The organism is Pseudomonas mohnii (assembly GCF_900105115.1).
Taxonomy (GTDB): Bacteria; Pseudomonadota; Gammaproteobacteria; order Pseudomonadales; family Pseudomonadaceae; genus Aquipseudomonas; species Aquipseudomonas mohnii.
Window position 1 is genome coordinate 1,229,315 of record NZ_FNRV01000001.1, and the last position, 18,875, is coordinate 1,248,189.

At 58.7% G+C, this 18,875-nt stretch carries 17 protein-coding genes; 6 read left to right on the forward strand and 11 right to left on the reverse strand.

Annotated features, from left to right (window positions below; genetic code table 11):
* Positions 1-71: 71 nt before the first annotated feature.
* Positions 72-353, reverse strand: coding sequence for a hypothetical protein (locus BLV61_RS05580; RefSeq protein WP_090463312.1), 282 nt, complete (start codon positions 351-353; stop codon positions 72-74).
* Between the two features lie 24 nt (positions 354-377).
* On the opposite strand from BLV61_RS05580, the gene BLV61_RS31545 reads away from it, so the two are divergent.
* The 3 genes from BLV61_RS31545 to BLV61_RS05595 all read left to right on the forward strand — a co-directional run bounded on the left by BLV61_RS31545 (position 378) and on the right by BLV61_RS05595 (position 2,352).
* Complete coding sequence (locus tag BLV61_RS31545) at positions 378-746, forward strand: alginate export family protein (RefSeq protein WP_244159806.1); 369 nt, start codon at positions 378-380, stop codon at positions 744-746.
* Between the two features lie 187 nt (positions 747-933).
* Complete coding sequence (locus BLV61_RS05590) at positions 934-1,992, forward strand: SPOR domain-containing protein (protein ID WP_244159808.1); 1,059 nt, start codon at positions 934-936, stop codon at positions 1,990-1,992.
* Positions 1,993-2,061: 69 nt separating this feature from the next.
* Positions 2,062-2,352 carry a DUF6388 family protein gene (locus tag BLV61_RS05595; RefSeq protein WP_090463315.1) on the forward strand — a complete coding sequence of 97 codons (291 nt, stop codon included), beginning with the start codon at positions 2,062-2,064 and terminating at the stop codon, positions 2,350-2,352.
* Positions 2,353-2,456: 104 nt separating this feature from the next.
* Here the strand turns inward: BLV61_RS05595 and BLV61_RS05600 are convergent, their stop codons facing one another.
* A complete protein-coding gene (locus BLV61_RS05600) occupies positions 2,457-3,311 on the reverse strand; it encodes a helix-turn-helix transcriptional regulator (RefSeq protein ID WP_047530871.1) in 855 nt (284 codons plus the stop codon).
* 189 nt (positions 3,312-3,500) lie between these two features.
* Positions 3,501-4,472, reverse strand: a complete 972-nt coding sequence (locus BLV61_RS05605) for an XdhC family protein (RefSeq protein WP_090463318.1) — start codon at positions 4,470-4,472, stop codon at positions 3,501-3,503.
* Positions 4,473-4,562: 90 nt separating this feature from the next.
* On the opposite strand from BLV61_RS05605, the gene BLV61_RS05610 reads away from it, so the two are divergent.
* On the forward strand, positions 4,563-5,348 hold the full coding sequence (locus BLV61_RS05610; protein WP_090463322.1) for an alpha/beta fold hydrolase: 786 nt from the start codon (positions 4,563-4,565) through the stop codon (positions 5,346-5,348).
* Here BLV61_RS05610 and BLV61_RS05615 read toward each other — a convergent pair.
* The 7 genes from BLV61_RS05615 to BLV61_RS05645 form a co-directional block, all read right to left on the reverse strand.
* A complete protein-coding gene (locus BLV61_RS05615; RefSeq protein ID WP_090463324.1) occupies positions 5,341-6,693 on the reverse strand; it encodes an MFS transporter in 1,353 nt (450 codons plus the stop codon). The genes BLV61_RS05610 and BLV61_RS05615 overlap by 8 nt on opposite strands.
* A gap of 184 nt (positions 6,694-6,877) precedes the next feature.
* Positions 6,878-7,681: an enoyl-CoA hydratase/isomerase family protein gene (locus BLV61_RS05620; RefSeq protein ID WP_090463328.1), complete on the reverse strand. Its 804-nt coding sequence runs from the start codon at positions 7,679-7,681 to the stop codon at positions 6,878-6,880.
* 19 nt (positions 7,682-7,700) lie between these two features.
* Positions 7,701-9,239 carry an AMP-binding protein gene (locus BLV61_RS05625; RefSeq protein ID WP_090463331.1) on the reverse strand — a complete coding sequence of 513 codons (1,539 nt, stop codon included), beginning with the start codon at positions 9,237-9,239 and terminating at the stop codon, positions 7,701-7,703.
* Positions 9,240-9,244: 5 nt separating this feature from the next.
* Positions 9,245-9,745, reverse strand: coding sequence for a (2Fe-2S)-binding protein (locus BLV61_RS05630; RefSeq protein ID WP_090463334.1), 501 nt, complete (start codon positions 9,743-9,745; stop codon positions 9,245-9,247).
* Between the two features lie 2 nt (positions 9,746-9,747).
* Complete coding sequence (locus tag BLV61_RS05635; protein WP_090463337.1) at positions 9,748-10,554, reverse strand: FAD binding domain-containing protein; 807 nt, start codon at positions 10,552-10,554, stop codon at positions 9,748-9,750.
* A complete protein-coding gene (locus tag BLV61_RS05640) occupies positions 10,551-13,550 on the reverse strand; it encodes a xanthine dehydrogenase family protein molybdopterin-binding subunit (protein WP_090463340.1) in 3,000 nt (999 codons plus the stop codon). The genes BLV61_RS05635 and BLV61_RS05640 overlap by 4 nt, the downstream gene beginning before the upstream one ends.
* Before the next feature lie 163 nt (positions 13,551-13,713).
* Entirely contained in the window at positions 13,714-15,927 is a 2,214-nt protein-coding gene (locus BLV61_RS05645; protein WP_090463343.1) for a putative bifunctional diguanylate cyclase/phosphodiesterase, read from the reverse strand.
* 202 nt (positions 15,928-16,129) lie between these two features.
* On the opposite strand from BLV61_RS05645, the gene BLV61_RS05650 reads away from it, so the two are divergent.
* The gene (locus BLV61_RS05650; protein ID WP_244159809.1) at positions 16,130-16,705 is read left to right on the forward strand and encodes an NADPH-dependent FMN reductase; all 576 of its coding nucleotides are present in this window, start codon (positions 16,130-16,132) and stop codon (positions 16,703-16,705) included.
* Positions 16,706-16,819: 114 nt separating this feature from the next.
* Here BLV61_RS05650 and BLV61_RS05655 read toward each other — a convergent pair whose 3' ends face one another.
* On the reverse strand, positions 16,820-17,701 hold the full coding sequence (locus BLV61_RS05655) for a LysR family transcriptional regulator (RefSeq protein ID WP_090463347.1): 882 nt from the start codon (positions 17,699-17,701) through the stop codon (positions 16,820-16,822).
* Between the two features lie 131 nt (positions 17,702-17,832).
* Between BLV61_RS05655 and BLV61_RS05660 the strand changes: the two genes are divergently transcribed.
* Complete coding sequence (locus BLV61_RS05660) at positions 17,833-18,870, forward strand: SDR family oxidoreductase (protein ID WP_090463350.1); 1,038 nt, start codon at positions 17,833-17,835, stop codon at positions 18,868-18,870.
* The last annotated feature ends 5 nt before the right edge of the window (positions 18,871-18,875 follow it).

Here is an 18,875-nt window from a genome sequence, read left to right on the forward strand (position 1 = left end):
TCAAAGCTGGCCTGCACAAAGGCACGCACCCCCGAGGCCACGCCGTTGAGCGTTGACTGGCCCACACTCACCTATCGAGCCTGGATAGGACAATGCGCACTGAACGCCAGCCAAATCGCACTGATATACCTTCCAACCAGGCCCTTTTCGGCAGTTCCGTTAGCGATAGCTTCAGCGACTGACTCAATGTAGTTCCAGTGAACCTCGGCGGGATCACCGACAAACTCCGCCCCGTCGATCTCTGACAAAAAACTCAATGCCACTTTAGCGCGATGCTCTCTGCTGCCCTCCGCAGTTGCCAACACCTCTACTGCACTGGAAAGCCTGGATAGCGTATCGCTGGAAATAGTCACTCTGCCTCCTATACCCGGATCACCTTGAGCCGGCCGAACACAAATACCCCACTTCAACGAATCACGCCAGCCGGCGAAGATCAGTTGAAGCCAAGGGTCCGAAGAATCAACAGAGCGTCATCGCTCGATTCAACCTTTTTTAGCCCAGTGTCCATCATTGGCCTGCGGCGTTCTGCTGGCGCACCGGCAGGCATTGATCGCGTAATTCCTGAAGCCAGCGCCGACATCGATGCCTGGGCGGGTTCCAGCGACAGCGGTTATACCTTTGCGGGTCCCTGGAAAGCGCGTACGGGTTTGCGTGTCGATGCCGCGAGCGGTGATGAGGATGTCGATCAGAGGGCCGGTACCTTTGATCCATTGTTTCCCAAGAGCGCCTTCTACGGTCAGGCATGACCACAGCCCCCCGGAACAACCACCAGCAGTGGAAAACGCTTGGGCACCCTGTATCAGGCCAACGCCAATTGGACGGCGGCCACGTTTCGCTTTTAAGCATCAAGAACATCCGGCAAGAACGCTGCTCGGAAATTCGTTAATTTTGACGTCGACAAAAACGTTGCCTACGCGCACCAGATTGATATCGGTGGATATCGTCGCAGCATTGCAACAGTCAGGCACTTTGGCCACGACATTCTTCTTAAATACAAGTGTTTTAATGTATCACCCTGCAACCCATCTGATATGGTTTTTTTTCGATCGCCTGAGCCTTTTTCGTCAACCAACAGTCTATAAAGTGCACGCCCGATGCTCTTTAAAACAACAAAAAAGCAGCCAACTAATTTTGGCTCTTGGGCACACTGACGCGCTCAAGAATTTAGACCATCCCAGGATCAACAATAGAACCCCGTTTATTAGAAAGAATGGGATAAATCACTATTCACTTGTTTTGGAGATGGCCTCTGTGCGAAAGCTGGGCTTGGGCTTCCTGATAACTGGCGTTTTGGGGCAACTGTCTGCACTCCTATGGACCTACATGTCTACGGGACCCAACTGTCAAAATAACGTCAACAATTCATACATCCAGCAAAAAGTGACAACACTCGAACAACTACTCGATGACACGGTCAATAAAGTTGCGACGGAGTTCAATACAAAACATTTCGACGGACTCACGCCCCTTGCAAAAAACGGATCCCACATACCCAATTCAACGAAGGCTGACGCCGCACAGTTCTTGGTCGAAAAACCAGACGAAACTCCAGTTACGCTGCCTTCATTGCCCGCACAGTCATATAAATGGACGATTATTCTCAGCGGTCTGATCACTGTTATCGGCCTGCTCCTGGCCGTATTCGCCCGCAAAAAAACCTTTGATCCGCAATGGCATGTCTTTCGCACCGTACCAGGTTCGCTGATCACGCTGGAACGCCCGTGCTTGACGTGCGGCGGCTACATTTTCCAGGCCAGGAAAGAACCATCTACCACGCCTTCATCCGGCCTATGGGTGGTCGAAATTGCTTTGAACACACCCAGCCGCCATCGAGCAGTAAAAGCCATTCAGCAGCTGGAGTTGCCGGTAGCGCGTAAAGAAAACAACTTTGTCGTCATCGGCCCGTATAAACAAAAGCAGGACGCGGCTCGAGTCGTGAAAGAGTTGAGCGAACGACATGGCGTTAGAGGATGGATGATGGCTGGAAATTGACACAGCCCGATTTAGTGCTGGGCCGACTTCGAACACCCGCTACTTATTGCATGCCACAAGAGAGCCTTCATGATCGCAAAAGAACTTAGGGCCGAACTCGCCCTGAAAAAATTCCTGGACGCCAACTTATGGATCCAGCTTGAACTCAGCGAGCTGAACTACAGCCTCGCTGAGAACTGCGGACTTTCGCCAGAAGAATATCGACTGAAATGTCTGCAAGAAGCATTTGAAGCAGAAGCAGACGCTCACGAATGCGATTGCTGGGACTTTATTCTGCAGTGGGTAGCCGAAACCAAGGAAGAGCTTGAGTTGATGCGTGAAGAGCGCATGAAAGAGATTTATGACTTGCTGGACGATTAGTACACCTTATAACTTTCGTCGCCTATACACGCCGCCATCTCTCAATATGAAAGATTAACTTCATCGGCGGGAGGCTTGCCCAATCCTCCCGCCCTCCTGTCGGTTCAAACCGCCGCATAACAATCCACTACACGCCGGTACTGGCTGGGAGAAGCTCCGATGTGCTGGCGGAAAAACCGTGTGAAATGACCTTGTTCGGAGAACCCGAGATTCTCCGATAACAGGCCCAACGTTCCACTGCGCTCACGCTCCAGCCAGGCAAAAGCCCGGCGCATGCGCGCGTCGTTAAGCAACAGGGTCGGCGTCATGCCGGTATCTTTCTTGAACAGCGCAAAGAAGTGCGCCCGAGACAGACCACAAGCCCGCGCGGCATTGTCGATCGGGTTCGGATCATCGAGGTGCTCAAGCAACCAGGCGGTGCCACGACGCACCCGCGCGTCCCGGAACTCAGCTGAGTTCGGCGCCCCCAGTAACGACAAATGCCGCCAGCTGGAAAAGTCCTCGATCAGTTCGATCAAGAAGTCGAACAGCATGAATTCCATACGCTCTTTCGGCACGATCCCGCAGCCATGCGCTTCGGCGACCAGGATGTCGGCCAAGGTGCGATTGCGACTCGACAGCTCGATACACGACTGGACAAAAAAATCCGGCCGACCACTCAGCGCCAGCGACTGCTGTGCAGTGGCCAACCAGGCAGGCTCGATGTAAAGCGCCAGGATTACGGTGGCACCGGCACCCGGCTGCGGATCGTAAAAATGCGGCTCCCAGGCGTTGACTAGCACCGCCGTGCGATCGCTAAGCGGAACCCGCCGACCGTTGACGTTGAAGTAAGTGTCTTCGCCGGACACTTTGACCAGCACATGGCATTCGGAATGGGTGTGGGTGACCAGCGAACGATCCATATTCAGCAAGGCGACCCGGCCAAACCTGCCGTGGAAAACCCGTTGGGCAATCGACATCAGATTCCTCTGCTCGCTTGAAGCAATATTGTTATCGACCACAATGAAGGATCATCGCGGCGTCTATCTATTTCTCGACCCCGGCGATCGCTCAATGGTTCAGCAACACTTGGCTGGCCACTATCGCGCGTGGGTGAACGAGCGTCTATCCCGACTTTCGCAGCCCCCATGCTCGTCGGAAAAACCGCCTTACAAGGCATGGCGTTCTTTCCCGTGATAAACGCGCAGGATATCGGCCACCACCGCCAGAGCGATTTCCGCCGGGGCCTTGCTGCCCAGATCGAGGCCAATGGGCATGTGCAAACGGGCAATCTGTTCATCCGTCAGGCCACCAATGCGTTTGAGCCGCTCGGCGCGCTTGGCCGAGGTTGCCTCAGACCCCATGGCGCCGATGTAAAACGCCGGGGTGTGCACCGCTTCCATCAGCGCCAGATCATCGATTCGCGGATCGTGAGTCAGCGCCACCACCGCGGTCGCTGCGTGGCAACCTCCAGCGGCGATAAACATCGAGGGCAGCACACGTTGCATCTCCACGCCTTCGAGCTGTACATGCAGCATCTCTTCCCGAGGGTCGCAGGCGATGACTTCGCAGCCGATGGCGCGGGCGAAACTGGCGCAGACTTCCGCGACCGGCGATAGCCCCGCCAGAATCAGTCGTAACGCCGGGCCAATGCTGATGCGCACCGTCTCGTCGACGACTTGCACCCGCTCGCTGCCGTGTCCGGTGTCCGGGTCCAGGCGCAACGCACCGCTGCTCAGTTCGACATGACGCTGCAGACGTCGGTGGCCGAGTAACGCCGCTTGCAGACTCTCCAGATGCGCGATCCATTCGAGACTGGCGGCGCGGTGCTCGACCAGCACGATCAGCACGCCACCACAGGGCAATCGTAGACGGTGGCGTTGCTCGACGCTGTCGCCATAACTGACGATCTGCGCCGGTTCGCGCAATTCACCGCGTGTCAGGCTTTCAAGAAACGCCTCCTCGACGCAGCCACCCGACAGTGAGCCAACGTGTTCGCCCGCGCCATTGGCCACCAGCATCGCACCCGGCGCACGCGGCGCCGAGCCATAGGTGGAGAGCACCGTGCACAGCCACTGGGCCTGCCCGGTGCGAGCCCATTGCAGTGCCTGGTCGATCACCTGAACATCGAGATGACGCATGTTTTCTGTACCTCAAGCGAAGCGTGGTGCTGCCTGCAGGGTTACGTTTACGGTAACCTGCGAGCAATCTTGTTCAATCGTTGATTCGACATGTCGCCACAGCAATTTTTGCAACTTGGGCCGCTGCGCCTGGAATATCGCCAACTGCCTGCGACTGACCCATCGCGACCGACGCTTGTGCTGTTGCACGAAGGCCTCGGCAGCGCCGGCCAATGGAAAGACTTCCCCCTGCGCCTGGCCCAGGCCAGCGGTTGCGGTGTGGTCACTTACAGCCGGCAGGGTTACGGGCAATCGAGCCCGGTAACCCTGCCGCGTCCACTGAACTACCTGACCAGCGACGGCCCTCGTGAACTGCGGCAATTGCTCGATGCCTTGCAACTGCCGCAAGTGGTCTTGCTCGGTCACAGTGACGGCGCATCCATCGTCCTCGCCTATGCCGCTGCCAACGATCCACGCGTGTTGGGCAGCATTGCCCTGGCGCCTCACGTGATTGTCGAGACCGAGAGCCTCGATGGCATTCGCCACACCACTGAAGTTTGGCATCAGGGCCCATTGCGCGAACGCCTGGCACGCCACCATGGGGCCAATGTCGACGGCGCTTTTCACGGTTGGAGCGACAGCTGGTTGCACCCGGACTTTTCCCTGGACGATCTCGAAGCGCAATTGGCTTATATCGAAAAACCGCTGCTGGTGATTCAGGGTCGCGAAGACCATTACGCCACGCCCGAGCAACTGGTGATCATCCAGCGACAGGTGCCTGGACCGTGCCGCTGTGTGTTGCTGGATGACTGCCGGCACTTTCCCCAGACCGAAGCGACCGAGCGGACCTTGCAGCTAATCTGCGAATTCCTGGAGCGCCTCCCCGCCTTTATTTGAAATTGCCTTGGGTTTCCGGAATCACCACACTGCCGATCAGGTAGATCACCGACAGACCCGCGGCGAAAATCGCCAGCACCATGGGTATCTGCGCCGGGCTACTGCTGACCAGGGACACAAAGGTCGGCATGGTGCCGCCGAGGGCGAAACCGATGTTCCATGACAAGCCGGTGCCGCTGGCTCGCAGCTCGGTGGCAAAGCGTTCATTGAGGAAGATCAGAATCGGCGCGATGATCGCCCCGCCCATGAAGCCTATGCCCATGCAATACAGCGCAGTGCGGGTCAGCGAACCCGGTTCGGCGACACCCAGGAACATCATGGGCAGGCTCACCAGGTTGATCAAACCCAGCAGCATGAAGGTCTTCTTGCGACCGATCAGGTCACTCAGGTAACCGAAGGCCAGTGCACCGACAATGGTTGCGGCCGATCCGTACATGAGCATCTGCGAAGTCTGCGTATGAGGCACTTTGGCGACCACATTGAGCAACGTCGGCAAATAACCGCAAGCCAGGTAATACGTGGCACCGCCTCCGAACGTAATCAACAGATTGACCATCATCACGCCGCGATATTCGCGACCAAACAGACGCTTGAGTGGCGACACGACCACTATTGCAGGCCCCTTGTTTTTTCGGGCCTGTTGCAGTTGCTGCCAGACCGGGGTTTCTTCCAGGTAACGGAACATCACCAGGCCGAAAAACGTGCTGAGCAGGCCGCAGAAGAACATGAAGCGCCAGCCCCAGACATCAAATTCTTCCCCGGTGAAAATCTCCGACAACACCAGATAAGTGACCGACGCCAACAGCGCGCCCATGCCGGCGCCGGCGCCACCGATCAACCCGGACATCAAGCCGCGATAGCGCGGCGAGATGGATTCGGTGCCGATGGTGTGAGTGGAGGCGACAATGCCGCCAACGAAAACACCCTGAATGACCCGCAAGACCAAAAACAGTATCGGGGCCAATACCCCGACCTGGTGAATGGTCGGCAACGCGCCAAACAGCGCCGTGGAAATACCGACGCCGACCATCGACACCATCAACGCACGCTTGCGGCCGTGTTTATCGGCATACGCGCCGAAGATTGCCGAACCCAGCGGACGCACCAGCAAGGCCACGGCGAACGAGGCATACACCGCGGCCAGCGACAGTGTCGGGGTGTCCGAGGGGAAGAACAGGCGGCCGATGATCGGTGCCACGTAGAGCAGGATGAACAGGTCAAACAGATCCAGCGCCCAGCCGAAGGTCGAGGCAAATGCCGCAAGCAAGGCCTTGCCCGGTGAAATCTGCGGTGTATCGATAGCGGCAATGGTGGGTGATGCAGTTATTGTTGTTGTCGTAGTCATGGTTGCCTCACACAAGCGGTGAATCGAAACGTTCTGCATCCCGGTGCGCGGGTTGCGGGTAGTCAGCCGTTCAGCGGTGATACCTTGATGGGTCCTTTCAGTTGCATTGAAGGCGCGGCAGGCCCTGTTCCGGAGGGGCGTACGCCGTTACCGACAGACTCCCGGGCCTGCTCGCCGGTACGATTTACTCGCCGATGAACACGGCCGCACGCTTGCTGTGAAACGCTTCGACGCCTTCCTTGAAGTCCTTGGAGCTACGCAGACGGCTGTAGCAGTGACCTTCCATTTCGATCGCAACGGTCAGCGGCGCATCTTCGTTGTCGTTGATCAGTTTTTTCGCCGTGCGTTGAGCCAGCGGCGAGAAGCGCCGCAGTTCATCGACCAACGCATCGACGGTGCTTTCCAGTTCGGTATCCGGCACGACCTCGGTAGCGATACCCCAGGCATAGGCCTGGTCGCCCGTAATGCGTTTGGCGCGCATCACCATGTGCTTGGTGCGGGTGATGCCGATGATCTTCTGCAAGCGTGCGGAGCCACCCGAACCCGGGATCTGACCCAGGTTCTGCTCAGGCAAAGCGTAGCGAGTGGTTTGCGAAGCAATGCGGAAATCGCAGGCCAGGGACAGTTCGAAACCGACACCGAAGGTGTAGCCACGGTTGGCAACGATCACCGGTTTTTCGCAACGTGCCGGTGCCGCGACGTTCCAGGCCAGCTTCGAAACGTGCTCCGGCGACGCTTCGAGGAAGCCCTTGATGTCGCCGCCGCTGGAGAAGTGCTCACCCACCGAGCGCAGCACGATGACGCGCACGCCTTGGTGTGCATCGAGGGCTTCGAAGACCAGGCGCAGCTGATCGCGCTGCCCCATGGATATGACGTTCAACGGTGCCCGGTTGAGGATGATGTCGGCGCGCTCGCGGGACACATCGACTTCAACCTGGAAGCCATCGAACTGAGTGTCGAGAAATTGCTGGATCGCTTGTTGTTGCATGTGAGTGTCCTCTGGATGATTAGCTGATGGCCTTCAAGGCCTGTTCCTGGAATTGGGCCAGCAGCACGCGTCGCAGCACCTTGCCGACTGGAGATTTGGGAATCTGATCGATGAACTGATAACGGCGTGGCCGCTTGAATTTGGCCAGGCCCGAGGCGATGCAATGGGCATCGAGGTCGCCTTCCGAGACTTCGGCGCGCAGCTTGATAAACGCAGCAATGATCTTGCCCCACTGCTCGTCCGGCAGACCGACCACCACCACTTCTTCTACTGCCGGGTGCAGAGAGAGCATGTTCTCGATTTCTGCCGGGCTGACGTTTTCGCCGCCGGTGATGATCAAGTCATCGACACGACCCGTGACGAACAGATCGCCCTCCAGATCGAAGTAGCCGATGTCACCGGTGAAATACCATCCGTCTCGCAACGCCTTGGCGGTTGCTTCGGGGCGGTTCAGGTAGCCTTCGAACGCCTCGTCACTCGCCAGGTCGGCGATGATCTGACCCTCCTCCAGCGGCTTGGCCTGCACGTCTACCGTTTCTGCATCGATCGGCACCACGCGCACTCGCTGGTTCATTGCACTGCGCCCTGACGAACCGGGTTTACGGTTGGCTTGCTGGTCGATGGTGAAGGTGTAGATCTCCGAGCTGCCGTAATGATTGACGAACAATTGCGGCTGGAACGCCTGCTCGACGCGACGCATCAAGCCGTCACTCATCGGCGCACCGGCAAAGCCGATTTTCTCCACACTGGCGACGCGCTCGCGGGCAAAGGCCGGGTGTTCGATGAGCATGTGGTAGAGCGTCGGCACCAGGTACAGGTTGCTGACCTTTTCCCGCTCGATGGCCTGCAGCGTGGCTTCCACGTCGAACTTCGGCACACAGACGAACTGCCCGTCGATCAGCGCCATGGACAGTAACGAACGCACGCCCATGGTGTGGTAAAGCGGCATGACACCCAGCGTGCACTCGCTCTGGCGGTAGAGGTTTTGCGCCACGTGGGCAACCGCCGCGGCGCGTTCGCAACGGTGCCGACGGGGCACGCCCTTGGGCTTGCTGGTGGTGCCGGAGGTGTACAGCAGCAGTGAAAAGTCTTCGGCGCCCGCCTGCAAAATGATGCCGGAGGGGCGCTGCGAACACAGCTCCTCAAAACTCAGGTCGGTGTCGGCGGCACGGATACCGGTGGCGATCCGTGGCAGCCTTGTGGCGGCGCTGCAACCGGCCACGGCGGCTACGGTAGCGTCGTCGTAAGCCAGCGCGCGGATTTGCGCATCTTCGATGCAGTAGCCCAGTTCATCGGCAGTCGAACGCCAGTTCAACGGGGTCATGACGACGCCCGCAAACTGACAGGCCCAATGCAGGGTCGCCATCTGCCAGCGGTTTTGCATCGCTACCAGTAGTCGGTCACCGCGTTGCAGCCCGAGACGTTGCAGGCCCCGAGCTGCGCTCTGGATATCGACGAACCAGTCTTCATAGGTTTTCTTCAACGCACCGTCACTGACCGCCACCGCGTGCGGTCTGCGTTCAACGGCAGCGAGGAAGCTGCGTCCGAGATCGAACATTATTGTTATACCCCTTTGTTCGTTTGGCGCTGGGCAGCGACTTCGAGCACGGCCTGGACGATGCCGGTGTAGCCCGTGCAGCGACATAGATGCCCCGAAAGCATGTCGCGTACCTGGGTCTCGTCCGGGTTGGGTACCCGTTCGAGGAAATCCACGCAGGACATGAGAATGCCCGCAGTGCAAAAGCCGCACTGCAAGGCGTGATGACGGCGAAAGGCTTGTTGCAGGTCGCTCAGCGTGTCGTCATCGGCCAGCGACTCGACGGTCTCGATACGCCGCTCGTGCCCCTGTACCGCAAGCATCAGGCAGGAACGCACGGCGACTCCGTCCACCAGCACTGTGCAGGCACCGCAGACACCGTGTTCGCATCCGACATGGACACCGGTGGCACCGAGGTCGTGTCGCAGGAAGTCGCAGAGTTGGGTCCTCGGTTCAGCCAACGCCTCGCGGGAGCGGCCATTGAGTTCCAGGCGAATCGGAAAGGTTTGGTCGGCAGTTACACGCATGTTCAGACTCCTTCGATCAGCTGATGACCCAGCTCGCGAATCAGTTGGCGGCGATAGGCAGCGCTGGCCTGCACGTCGTCTTGTGCATCGAGCGACCAGGCGGTTTGATTGAGCGCGTCCGGCAGCGCCGCACCCCGTGGCAGGCTGCGACGTTGCGGACGGTCGGCGACCCCGCCGATGCCGAGTTCGACCTGGTCCGTGCCGATGGCCGCAGCCAGGGAGACAATTGCAAAGTCGCCGTGGCGCATGGCGATTTCGCGGAAGCGATAGGTGATGCCTTCGCGCTTGAGCGGAAAACGCACCTCGACGACCAGTTCATCCGCACGCTTGTCGGTGGTGAGAATGCCTTGGAAGAAGTCGGCAGCCTTGACGATGCGCTTGCCTTTTTTCGACTCGAGAACGATCTCGCCGCCCAGCGTCACCAGGCACAGCGGCAACTCGGCGCTGGGGTCGGCGTGAGCCACCGAACCGCAGACGGTGCCGCGATTACGCGTCTGGAAGTGACCGATCCAAGGCATCGCCAGGGCCAATAAAGGCACTTCGTCCATCAGGGTCGAACGTGCCAGCAACTGCGCCTGTCGCACCCCGGCACCTACGGCCAGGCAATCCTTGCGCCGTTCGATATAGGCCAGGTCAGCCACATGATTGATATCGATCAGCAACTTGGGTTGAGCCAGACGCATGTTGAGCACCGCCATCAGCGATTGGCCACCGGCGATGATGCGAGCCTCCTGGCCGTACTCGGCGAGCAACTCAACCACCTGACGACGGGTGTCAGCCCGAACGTAATCGAAAGCAGCCGGTTTCATTGCGCACCTCCCTTGCCAAACAGCGCGCCAAGCGAGGCACGCAATCGCGCCCACCAGCCGGTGGAGATGGCTTGGCCACTGATCCGTTGCGACAGGCGAGTAAAGATTTGTCCGATGATCACTTTCGAGGCCCCTTGCAACATTCGGCCGCCGACCGCGGCGACTTTGCCGCTGACCGCCACCTGGTATTGGTATTCCAGACGTGTGTGGCCGTTTTCCAGTTCGACGAAACGCACCTTGGCCTGGCCTTGAGCCGAGCCCATCGAGCTGCTGCCGGAACCGGACAGACGCAATGAATGCGGCGGGTCCAGATCACTCAGGGCAACCTTGGCCTCGAAGCGCGCGCGGATCATGCCGACGCCCACGGTGACGTCTGCGCGGTAACGGTTTTCGCCTTCAAGCACGAGGTCGTGACAACCGGGAATGATCGCCGCCAACGTCTGCGGGTCGAGCAAGGTATCGAAGACCTGTTGCGGCGAAGCAGGAATCACCACCGAGTCGTTGGCCCGCAGTGCCGGTCCACCGGCAGGTGCTGCGTCCAGGTTGTCATCGGGCTCCATACCGGCGGGCCGTGGCGGCTCGTCGATGCCGATGAGCGTGCGTACTTTCGAGGGTGTCAGTGGCAGACGAATGTCCGAGCGACCAAGGGCGTCGGCCACCGCGTTGGCGATGCACACCGGCGTGCTCATATTGTTGCCCTCGCCCACCCCCTTGGCGCCCAGTGGGGTGAACGGTGATGGCGTTTCCATATGCAGGATCACCGGCTCGATCACTTCCGGCGCGGTTGGCACCAGATAATCGGCGAAGGTCCCGGAGAGAAAGCTGCCGTCCTCGCCATAGGCAAACTCTTCCATCAGCGCCGCGCCGAGGCCTTGGGTGAAGCCACCACGAATCTGGCCATCGACCAGCGCGGGGTTGAGCAGGCGGCCGGCGTCATGACAGGTGACGTAGCGATCGATGTGGATCTCGCCGGTCATGCGGTCGATTTCCAGACCACAGATGTCGAAGACAAAGCCGTAGCACAGCGAACTATTGACCTGATCCTGATCGTCCGGTGCCACCAATTGCGGCGGGCTCCAGAAGGCGGTTTCGCGCAGACCGCCACTTTCACCTTCCGGCAGCAGCCCCGGCGACCAGTGGGTCGCACCGGCAATCCGATGGAATGGCGCCACCGCCCCGCCATTGACCACAAAAATCTTGCCGCCCGCGAAACGAATATCTTCGGGACTGGCCTGCAATTGCTCGGCGGCAATCGCGGCAAGGCGATCACGGATCTTCAGCGCGGCCTTGTAGACGGCACCGGCCACAGCGCCGGCGAAGCGACTGGAATAGTTGCCCGAGGCAATCGACCAGGCGTCTTTCTGAGTGTCCAGTTCGACGTTGACCACGATGGATTCCAGCGCAACCCCAAGCACTTCGGCGACGACCTGAGCGACGGTGGTTTGATGACCCTGCCCTTGCGGTGCCGAGGATACGTGCACGCTGACGTCACCCAATGGGCCGACGTTGATGGTTGCGGTTGCGACAGCGCCGTTTTTCGGGCCGGCCTTGCGCCGCTCTTCGGGTGTCATCGCGGTGGTGATGTAACCCATGTTGGAAATCGACGGTTCGATGACGGCGGCATAACCAATGCCATAGATTCGGCCTTCGGCACGCGCCTGATCACGACGTTTGAGCAACTCGTCGAGACCGCCATCAGCCACCGCCAAGGCAATGCCTGCCTGGTAATTGCCGGAGTCGAGCAACGCACCGGCGGCCGCGCGATAAGGGAAGGCATCGGCCGGCACCAGGTTGCGGCGGATCACGTCCAACGGATCAAGCTTCAACTGCACGGCGATGTGTTGCAGCAGCCGCTCCAGGGCGAAATACACCTGCGGGCCACCGAAACCACGGTTCAGGCCGGAAGGGGTTTTATTGGTCAGCACCACCCGGTTGCGCACCTGCAAATGCCGAATCGCGTAGGCACCCGTCAGGTTGCCATGCATGCGGTAAAAAGTTGCCGGTTCGGGCGCCCTCAGGTAGGCGCCACAATCGTCGATCTGGTCATAGCGCAAAGCGGTGATGCGGCCATCCGCTTCTACCGCCGCTTCTATTTCGGTCACTCGATTGGTTGCCGAAGAAGCCCCCTGCAAGTGTTCCAGACGGTCCTCGACCCACTTCACCGGTGCGCCAACCTTGCGTGACGCCAGACCCATCATCACCACATAAGGGAAAACCCCTTGCTTGATGCCAAAGCTGCCGCCGGAATCTTTGGGTGTGCGCAAACGCAAGCGGTTGCCGGGCACGTTCAGTGCTCGGGCCATGACCGTATGCAGCGCATAGGGGCCCTGGAAATTGGCCAGCACGTCATAAATGCCGGTAGCGCGCTCGTACTGAGCCAGCACCACATAGCATTCAATGGGTGTGCAAGAGCTGCGCGGAAACTTCACTTTGAGCGAGACCTTGTGCGGCGCCTGCTCGAAGGCTTGCTCCGGCTCGCCATAACGAAAGCGCCGTTCGTTGACCACATTGCTGCCGACCGCTTCGTGCAGGATCGGCGCCTGTTCGGCGGCGGCCAGTTCGGAATCGATGATCGGGGGCAGCGGCTCGTATTCAACGCGCACCCCTTCGATGGCGTCCTCGGCCAGATAGCGGCTCTCGGCGATCACCACGGCCACCGGCTCTCCAACGTAGCGCACCTTGTCCACGGCGACGCACCAGTGCTCCATCGGCTGACGCACACCCACCGGGAACGGCAGCGCCCAGCGTTTGACATCTTCGCCGACCAGCACGCCGTGCACGCCTTTCATCAGCAATGCATCGGAAAAATCCACCGAGGTGATCCGTGCATGAGCGTGGGGTGAACGAATGATCGCCGCATGTAGCGTACCCGGAGGGATCGCAGCGTCATCGGCATAGCAGCCCAGGCCGCGCAACAATGCAGCGTCCTCGACACGGGTCTGGCGGGCGCCGATGTGGCCGGTCTGGCTTTCGGTAGCAGGTTGGAAACTCGTCATTTTTTTCGCGGCTCTTGTTGTTATGCAGCGCGATAGCGTTAGAGCCGAGTGTGTGAGAAAGGCGCCGGGAGCGCCTTGCCTGGGGAGAGGGAGTTCTGCGTTGGGGTCTGAAAATTTGCCTTAGCGTCTGATTTACAGGACTGGGACCAGACCGAATTGCCGGTCAGGGATGGGACGCGGGATGGCTCAGAAAAGCTTCGATTTCTGTATAGGGCATCGGTTTGGCAAAGTGATACCCCTGAAAAATATCGCAGCGACTGCCCTTCAGAAAATCCACCTGAGACGTCGTTTCCACGCCTTCGGCGACCACCGTCAGGCTGAGGTGATGGGCCATGGAAATAATGCCTTGGGTGATCGCTGCATCGTGATGATCGGTGGCGATTTCCTGGATGAACGAGCGGTCGATCTTGATCTTGTCGATCGGCAAACGCTTGAGGTAGCTGAGGCTGGAAAAACCGGTGCCGAAATCATCGAGCGCAATGCGTACCCCCAACGCCTTGAGCCGGTGCAACGTATCGATCGCCTGTTCAGCGTTATGCAACAGAAGCGACTCGGTGATCTCCAGCTCCAGCTGCTCGCCACTGAGACCATGCTTCTCCAGTGTGGCTTGGACACACTGGACGAAATGGCCACGCTGAAAATGCATCGGCGAAATATTCACGGCCATCGAGATGCCCGTGATGCCCTGCTCGCCTAGCTGGCGCAGCTGCGCGCAGGCCGTATCGAGCACCCAAAGGCTCAGTGGAATGATCTGACCACTGTCCTCTGCCACCGGCACAAACACCGCTGGAGAGATAAATCCTTTTTCCGGATGCTCCCAGCGCAGCAACGCTTCGATCCCGACCACCCGCCCCGTGCGTGCCTCTATCTGCGGTTGATAATGCAGCGTTAACGATTGAGTTTCGATCGCCTTCTGCAGGTCATTGCGCAGGCTCGCGTGCTCGCAAACGCGCTGATTAAGATCGCGGGTGTACCACTGAAAGTTGTTGCGCCCTTGCTGTTTGGCTTTGTACATGGCCATGTCAGCCTGCTGGATCAGCTGCATCGGCTGCTCGATGTGACCATCGCTCAGGGTGATGCCGATACTTGCACTCACGTGCAGGTCAATCCCCTGGATGCAGTAGGGTCTGGCAATGCTGGCCATCAATCGCTCGGCCACCGGTACAACGTCCTCATCACGAAGCAGGTCCGGCAGCAGAACGATAAATTCGTCACCGCCCATGCGCACGATGGTATCTCCGGGACGAACCTGCTGGGTCATACGCTGCGCCACCTCAACCAGCACCTGATCGCCAAAGTAGTGTCCGATCGAATCGTTGATGGATTTGAATCCATCGAGATCAATGCACATCACCGCCAGACGACGCTTGCGCCGACGACTGATGTGACAATCCAGAATAAGGCGGTCTTCAAGAGATACACGGTTAAGCAAACCAGTCAGACGATCGTGGCAGGCGTTGAAGCTCAACTGGCGCTCGTAATGCTTTTGCTCGCTGATGTCCCTGGCCACTCCAAATACCCCTACGATCTCGCCATTGATCATGATCGGCAGGTTGGAAATGTCCATGGTCAACAGCTTGTCGTTCTCGTCGCGAACCCGTGCCTCAAAGCGCTGGGGCTCTCCGGTCCTGGCTGCAGAGAAATGCCGACTGACCCGTTGCAGATCTTCTTCGAGCACCAGATTGGCAAAGTGATGACCGATGAAGTCGGTTGCGGTGTGCGGCTTGAGCTTCAGGCCTGCTGGATTCACACTCTGAATGTTGCCGGCCAGATCGAGGGCGAACACCGGGTTGGGGTTGTAGGTGAACAATGAACGAAAACGTTGTTCGCTTTCCTCCAGACGTTGGCCGTCACGCTCACGGCGGATCGCAATGACTGCCAGTTGGGCCGCGCAGGCCAGTCGTTGAATCTGCGCCTCGTCCGGCACATGGGCGCGGCTCTGGTACAGGGCAAATGTACCCAACACGCTTCCTTGATGGGAGAGCAAAGGCACCGACCAGCAGGAACGCAGGTTATGCCCCAGCGCTATCCCGCGAAAACGCTCCCAGCTTGGGTCACGGGCGATGTCTTCGGTGACCACCAGCTCGCGCCGGAACGCTGCGGTGCCACAGGTTCCTTCGTGTGGACCAATGGCCATTCCATGAATCGCTTCACTGTATTCGACCGGCAGGCTGGGCGCCGCACCGCTCAGCAAGCGTTTGCCCTCGGCATCCGTGAGCAGTATCGAGCAGAAGGTTTCGGGCGCCTGATCGTCAAGCATCTGGCAGATGGCGCAGAGTATGTCGCCTAGAAGATGATCGGTCGCGATCATACCGAGAATGTCACGTTGCGATTCGCGCAGTGTCTTGCTGTGAAAGCTCGTGCGACGAGTATTCATGGTAGTTCCTGAAGACTCTCAAGGTCGTCCGGTCTTCAGAGAGCCTGGAATAGTGGGCGGCCGATTACTGTCCACTAGCGTGTCGGTCGCGCACTGTATAGAGCACCGACCAGCCAAAAAAAGGCTCAGATCCAACATAAAACAAAGGATCAGATTGCCATTTTTGCATTGCTACGCAGCAATGGTGCATGAGGTCCGGCTCGTGCGAAACTTCACCGACTTACGAATCACGAACGGTGTTGAAATGGTGCGTCTGCTGGCTGTTTCTGGAAGTTTGCGTCAGGCCTCCTCCAACTCAATTTTGCTACGAGCAGCTGAGCGACTATGCCCCGAAGGGGTATTGGTCGTGCATTACGAAGGCCTGGCTCAACTGCCTCACTTCAACCCGGATCTGCTCGAGGATCCCCCCGAGGCAGTCACAGAGTTACGTGCAATTATCGGGCAGGCGGATGGGCTGTTGTTTTCTTGCCCCGAGTACGCTCGAGGTATTCCTGGCGCATTCAAAAACATGCTCGATTGGCTCGTGAGCAGTGAAGAGTTCCCGGGCAAGCCTGTCGCGCTTTTCAACTCATCACCCAGAGCCAGTCACGCCCAAGCTGCATTGCGGCTGGTCCTGGATACGATGTCGGCTCGCATCATCGAGGAAGCGTCAATCACTGTTAACCTCCTGTCCAGTCGATCAAGCGCCGAGAGCATTGCCACCGACCCGGTGACGGGCCCACTGATTGGTACTGCGCTCGGCGCTTTTAAACGACGCCTCGACAATCAAAACCTTTGATGCGCCAACATGGGCTGCACCCGTTGCACGTAAACGGGGGCTGTACATCGCCGGATGAGCCATACGCTCTTGGTTGTTTTGGGCGTTGAGCGTTCAAGTGAGCGCGCGCCACCTTTAATTTTCGACGTTTTCAACGCAGAGGCCTTCGAGCAACACCTGCTCCAGGATGTCAAAGAAGCATCTGATGTGCGCCTGTTTCAACGCCTGAGGCCGGGTTACCAGATAGACCTCCATCTCTGGGAGTTCAAGCTCAGGGAACAACTCGGTCAGGTCCTTCGCCAGAATACGCGGCAGTACAGCCACACCCATACCTTGCCTCACCGACTCCAGTTGTACGGCGAACGAGTTCACGCTGATGTGTGCTCGGTCCAGACCCGCAGCCTTTGCGGCACGCATTTGAGGCAACATATCCAGCGGAGGAAGCAAGGCGATGTTGAGCGCTGTTGCCGGGGTCACCTCTGGAGATCGCTTCAGGTACCCTGCATCAGCGAAGACGCCGTAGGCGAGCTTGCCTATGGGTCGATAAATCAGCGATGGCTCGCCCAGATGCGCTGTGCGTATAGCGATATCCGCCACACCGCGAACGATCTTGTGAAAGTCGGCGGTGACCAGTAACTCCACGGAGCAGCGCGGATGCAGGGAAGTAAAACGACTTGCGGCCTCCAACACACAAGAAGAAAACCCCTCACCGGCACTGACCAGGACACTGCCATATAGCTCTGCGCGCTCCCCGGACAGGTCCGCCGCCGTTTGACGCCTCAAGCCCGCTTCCGCAGCCAGAGCGACTTCCACCAGGGATTGGCCCCGCGAGGTCAACCAGCAGCCTTCAACGCCTCGCTCAACGAGCGGCTCACCCAGGGCAGCTTCCAGTTGGGTCAGGCGACGGGACACGGTAGACGCCGCGAGACCTAGCAGTTGGCCAGCTTGAAGAAAACTGCCACGCCGCGAGACCGCCAACAGCAGACGAAGATCATCCCAATTTGCCTGCAACGCCATACCTCCCATCCTCCTTGGTCTGCATATATGCAAAGCCATTATGCAGTAGTCGCTGTTTTTCAGGACCGGCCTCAACGGTATATCTACAGGCCTTCGAAACTACGGGAATGGAATGTATGACTACGGGTCCCATGCGCAACGCATTCGTCACTGGCGCAACCGGCTTGCTGGGAAACAACCTGGTGCGGGAACTGGTCGCACGTGGCTACGCCGTCAAAGCTCTCGTCCGTTCAAGAGACAAAGGCGAGCAGCAGTTCAACGACCTCCCGAGTGTGGAACTGGTCGTGGGTGACATGGCCGATATCAACGCGTTCGCATCGGCGCTGCAAGGCTGCGATACCGTGTTTCATACGGCGGCGTTCTTTCGCGATAACTACAAGGGTGGCCGCCACTGGGAAGAACTCGAAAAGATCAATGTCGCCGGTACGCGAGAGTTGCTTCACCAGGCCTACCGCGCGGGGATACGCCGGTTTATCCATACCTCTTCGATTGCCGTGCTCGACGGGGAACCTGGCACCTCTATCGATGAGACATGTCTGCGGTCCGAAGCCGATGCGGATGACTACTACCGCAGCAAGATCCTCGCTGACCGTGTCGTCTTGACGTTTCTTGAAACCCATCCGCAAATGCATGCCTGCATGGTTCTGCCCGGCTGGATGTGGGGACCTGGCGATATGGGCCCGACCTCTTCGGGACAATTGGTCAAGGATGTCGTCAACGGCAAGTTGCCCGGGCTGATCCCCGGCACCTTCTCGGTGGTCGATGCCCGTGATGTGGCATGGGCCCAGATTGCCGCGGCCAAACATGGACGACGAGGAGAACGCTATCTCGCGGCAGGTCGGAACTTAACCATGCGCCAGTTGGCACCGGTCCTGGGCCGTATAGCGGGCGTCAAAACCCCTATCAGGCAACTGCCACTGCCCGCGCTATACCTATTGGCGGCGGTGCAGGAGGTCTACGCGCGCCTTACCGGCAAGCCTGTTTTGCTGAGCATGGCGACATTGCGCCTATTGATACGAGAGGAGCACCGTACCTGTTTTAACCACCGTAAGAGTGAACAAGATCTTGGCCTGAGTTTTCGAGTGCTGGAGCAGACCATTTTTGACACGGTGGCGTGGTATCGGCTACATGGCTGGTTTAAGAATAACGAGGACAAAAACAAACTGTGAGCAAG